The sequence below is a fragment of the Metasolibacillus meyeri genome, assembly GCF_003049505.1.
Classification (GTDB): domain Bacteria; phylum Bacillota; class Bacilli; order Bacillales_A; family Planococcaceae; genus Metasolibacillus; species Metasolibacillus meyeri.
This window is the reverse complement of the sequence record NZ_PYWN01000138.1, coordinates 1-4428: the sequence shown is the minus strand read 5'-3', so window position 1 is coordinate 4428 and position 4428 is coordinate 1. Positions and strand designations below refer to the sequence as shown.

The window sequence follows — 4428 nt, the reverse complement described above, 5'->3', positions numbered from 1 at the left end:
CGCCTGTCGGTTTTCAAGACCGATCCCTTCAGCCGGACTTGGGTATTCCTCCGTATAGATGTCTTATCCACAAGAACTAGAATATCACGTATGAGGTATGTGGTCAAGTATTTTTGAAAAAAATATTTAACTTGATTCAGCAAATGGTTACTGTTGGATTTTAAATTAGATTTCTAGACAAAAGCGTATATAGCGATCTGATTAAAATAAACAATAAATTCCTATGTGCAATCCATTGCTTTTTTTGTAGCATGTGAGTATACTTATAAATGCCGTGCTAGATGGGGAGGTAGCGGTGCCCTGTAACTTGCAATCCGCTCTAGCAAGATTGAATTCCTTTTCTGAGGCTGTCCGTATTGTTTGGTCTGCCTTTTGCACGTAGTGTTGACGGTTGGGTCCTGCGCAATGGGTACCCATGAACTATGTCAGGTCCGGAAGGAAGCAGCATTAAGTGGTTTCACTCATGTGCCGCGGGGTAGCCTAACCTGAGCTGTCGACAAGAGTAACGCTTATGTGCGGCTGTCAAAGAAAGGTGCACGGCATTAAATTGCCAATTATAGCGCATCCATCTCCTTATGATGGATGCGCTTTTTTTAAAGAAAAATAGAGATGATTAATGCTATACTATAGCTAGTGAAACTTAGCAAAGGAGAGGAAACCGTTGACGTATCAAGCATTTTATCGTGTCTATCGCCCTCAGTCTTTTCGAGAAATGTCAGGGCAAGTACATGTGAAAAGAACGCTACAAAATGCCCTCCTCGCAAATAAAACAACCCATGCATATCTCTTTTCTGGCCCACGCGGTACAGGGAAAACGAGTACGGCGAAAATTTTTGCGAAAACATTAAACTGTGAGCATGCCCCAACGAGTGAGCCATGTAATGAATGTGCAACATGTAAAAGCATTACAGAAGGCTCCCACCCAGATATTATTGAATTCGATGCAGCCTCTAACTCGCGTGTAGAAGAAATGCGCGATATTATTGAAAAAGTTCACTTTACACCAGCAAATGCACGTTTCAAAGTGTATATTATCGATGAGGTACATATGCTATCGACAAGTGCCTTTAATGCATTACTGAAAACATTGGAGGAACCACCAGCGCATGTTGTATTTGTTTTAGCAACAACAGAGCCACATAAGCTACCAGCAACGATTATTTCACGCTGCCAACGTTTTGATTTCAAACGACTTTCTTCTATTGATATTTTAGAGCGCATGAAGGTTGTTTTGGAGGATATTGGTCTATCCTTTGATGAGCAAGCGTTAAAAGTGATTACACAAGCGGCTGCCGGAGGGATGCGTGATGCATTAAGCTTGCTAGACCAAGTTGTTTCCTTCAGTAAGGACAGTTTAACGGTGGAGGATGCTCTTTTTGTAACAGGCTCCGTTAGCCAAGATGTATTTTATGAGCTGGCACTGGGCATAAAACAAAAAGATGTAGCCAAAGTATTAATCTTGTTAGAGCAACTAGTTGCTGATGGGAAAGAGCCATTACGTTTGACAGAGGACCTTATTACGTTTTTCCGAGACTTGTTGCTATTACAAACGGAAGGCGATTTAAGCGAGCTGTTAGAGCTTGTTACAATAGAAGAGAAGTTTGTCCAATTAGCACAGCAATTTTCAACAGATACGCTGTATGGCTTCATTGATACATTATCGCAAACACAGCAAGAAATGCGATTTTCACATCATACAAAAATTTATTTAGAAACTGCTCTGTTAAAAATAACGCAAATAACATCGGGTTCTCAGTCAGTAGTAGGAGTTAATCCCGCACTAGAGGAAAAAGTAGTGACGTTAGAGCGGCTTGTTCAGCAACTTACGGAGCAATTAGCAAATGGTACAACGGAACAGCAACAGGAAAAGCAGGCACCTCGACAAAGAGCGAAAACACCAAATGGCTTTAAGCCACAAACAGGACGTATTCAAGAAGTATTGAAAGATGCAACAAAGGAAGATATTCAGAAAATAAAATCGGCTTGGGCACAAGGCTTAAATCAACTACAAAAATCACAAGCAGCACTTTTAGCAGAAGCAGAGCCTGTTGCAGCATCTTCTAGTGCTTTTGTGTTAAAATTCAAGTATGATATACATTGTCAAATGGTAGCTGAAAATCGATCTTTATTAACGATGTTTTCACAAACATTGGCGGCACAAATTGGTACGGTGTATGAGATGCTGTGTATTCCAGAAAGTTCATGGCTTGAGCTGCGCGAAAACTTTATTCGTGATAACGGTTTAAATGCTAAAAAAACCGAACAGGCTCAAGAGCAAGAAGAGACACAGCCGTTTATTGACGATGCACAACCGATAGCGTCGCAGGATCCACTTATAGTGGAAGCCGAAGCATTATTCGGCAAAGATTTTGTTGAAGTTATCGAGGAGTAATTTATTTTGATTTAGCGGATGTTTCAATATTCATTGGATCGAAATAAAGCCTCTGGCTGATGTCACAGATTTTGCAGGTGTATGCTGGCGATTTTAGATTCACTGCCACTAGCAAACTCGAAAAAATCTGGAGCCGAGGCGTAATGGATTAAATTTATTAAATTAGGAGGAATTTAATTATGCGTGGTATGGGCAATATGCAAGGTATGATGAAAAAAATGCAAAAAATGCAAAAGGAAATGATGGAGGCACAAGAAGCTTTAAATGCACAGCAATTTGAAGGATCTGCAGGTGGCGGTGTAGTGAAAGTAATCATTAACGGTCAACGCGAAATCCTTGAAGTAAATCTTGACGAGTCTGTAGTGGATCCAGAAGATATTGAAATGTTACAAGACTTAATTGTTGTTGCAACAAACGATGCATTGAAAAAAGTAGAAGAGACTACAAACTCAACAATGGGTAAATTCACACAAGGCTTAAACCTTCCATTCTAGGAGGCATCATATGCACTATCCTGAACCAATTTCAAAGCTAATTGATAGCTTTATGAAACTGCCAGGCATCGGGCCGAAAACTGCGGCTCGTCTGGCATTTTTTGTTTTAACAATGAAAGAAGACACCGTTTTATCCTTTGCAAAGGCATTAGTTGATGCAAAGCGTAATTTAATGTACTGTTCCCAATGTGGTCATATAACGGATGTGGACCCGTGTCAAATATGCGCTGATAAACAACGTGACGTATCAATGATTTGTGTAGTGCAAGATCCTAAAGATGTTATCGCGATGGAAAAAATGCGCGACTACAATGGGATGTATCATGTGCTACATGGTGCAATATCGCCTATTGAAGGTGTTGGACCAGAAGATATTAATATTGCTTCTTTATTAACACGGCTTCATGATGAGCGAGTACAGGAGCTCATTTTAGCAACGAACCCTACAATTGAAGGGGAAGCAACAGCAATGTATATTTCTCGTCTCGTGAAGCCATCTGGTATTCGAACAACAAGAATTGCACATGGCTTGCCAGTGGGAGGCGACTTAGAGTACGCCGATGAAGTTACTTTATCTAAAGCGTTGGAAGGTAGACGCGAGCTGTAAGGTGTGTGAAGTATGTTTTTTTCGCGAAAAGGAAAATTGAAAAAAGAATTCGATGTAAAATTAGTGAATTTGATGAAAGAAACAAAAGAAGATTGGCATAATGCCAAATTAATTGAAGACTTATCAGATGACCTTAATTTAGATGTTGAGGCGCAAAGAAAAGCTGCAGAGAGTGTTCACTTCTTCTTATTTAAGGAAGCTAGAATACGTCGAGTAAACATCAAGTAAAATATAGCTATCTGGAAAATGTGTTCCTACAACTGCTTGTCGCAGAAAATATGGCTCGCATGTCACTCTTCAGATAGCTGTTGTTATTTTAAAATATGGTCAGCTTTTGGAATATTTAGTATGCCTAAAGCAGAAATAATTGCCACAGCTCTCGCATATGTTCTGTAGAATACATTTGCAAGGAGTGGATTAGTATTTATAAAATACTTGGAATTAGTGCGATTGTACTTTTCGTTCTATTTATAGGTAGTAAGTTAAATTGGAAGGTAGTTTTCGAAAAATTAGCTGTCATTTGGTTTAAGTTAGCTTTTGCAGTAATGATTTTATTTGGCGCTCATTTATTGTTAGCGATGCAAGGAATCGTATTACCGATTAACATCTTTTCTATAGTAACCGTAACGTTTTTAGGGGTTCCAGGTATACTGTGCGTAGGGTTTACAACTTTTTTATTAAATTTTTAAAGAAAAGTATTGCATAAAACTAATTGTGATGATATTATAGATAAAGTCGTTAGGGCGACGAATTAACGATGAAATAAATTGTTGACTTCGAGCTTACGATATGATAAATTTAAAAAGTTGTTGTTACGGTGTTGACATCGACTGAGAGACATGTTAAACTATTAAATGTCGCTCAGGAAAACAGCGATTGATATGAACCTTGAAAACTGAACAAGCAAGACGTGAATGAAAAAACGTTTCATTTAA

General features: G+C 39.0%; 5 protein-coding genes and 1 other RNA gene. All 6 read left to right on the top strand.

Features of this window, described 5'->3' with window-relative positions; translation table 11 throughout:
- The first annotated feature begins 272 nt into the window (after positions 1–272).
- The 6 genes from ffs (at position 273) to C9J34_RS22900 (ending at position 4182) form a co-directional block, all read left to right on the top strand.
- Positions 273–540, top strand: an RNA gene (gene ffs, locus C9J34_RS17345) — signal recognition particle sRNA large type.
- A gap of 121 nt (positions 541–661) precedes the next feature.
- Positions 662–2392 (top strand): DNA polymerase III subunit gamma/tau, encoded by a 1731-nt coding sequence (gene dnaX / locus C9J34_RS17340; RefSeq protein ID WP_107841439.1) that lies wholly within the window; start codon positions 662–664, stop codon positions 2390–2392.
- A 179-nt stretch (positions 2393–2571) separates the two neighbouring features.
- Entirely contained in the window at positions 2572–2886 is a 315-nt protein-coding gene (locus C9J34_RS17335) for a YbaB/EbfC family nucleoid-associated protein (RefSeq protein WP_107841438.1), read from the top strand.
- Positions 2887–2896: 10 nt separating this feature from the next.
- Positions 2897–3493 carry a recombination mediator RecR gene (recR, locus tag C9J34_RS17330; protein ID WP_107841437.1) on the top strand — a complete coding sequence of 199 codons (597 nt, stop codon included), beginning with the start codon at positions 2897–2899 and terminating at the stop codon, positions 3491–3493.
- Positions 3494–3505: 12 nt separating this feature from the next.
- Positions 3506–3721, top strand: a complete 216-nt coding sequence (locus C9J34_RS17325; protein ID WP_107841436.1) for a YaaL family protein — start codon at positions 3506–3508, stop codon at positions 3719–3721.
- 155 nt (positions 3722–3876) lie between these two features.
- Positions 3877–4182: a pro-sigmaK processing inhibitor BofA family protein gene (locus C9J34_RS22900; protein ID WP_107841435.1), complete on the top strand. Its 306-nt coding sequence runs from the start codon at positions 3877–3879 to the stop codon at positions 4180–4182.
- Positions 4183–4428 lie beyond the last annotated feature (246 nt).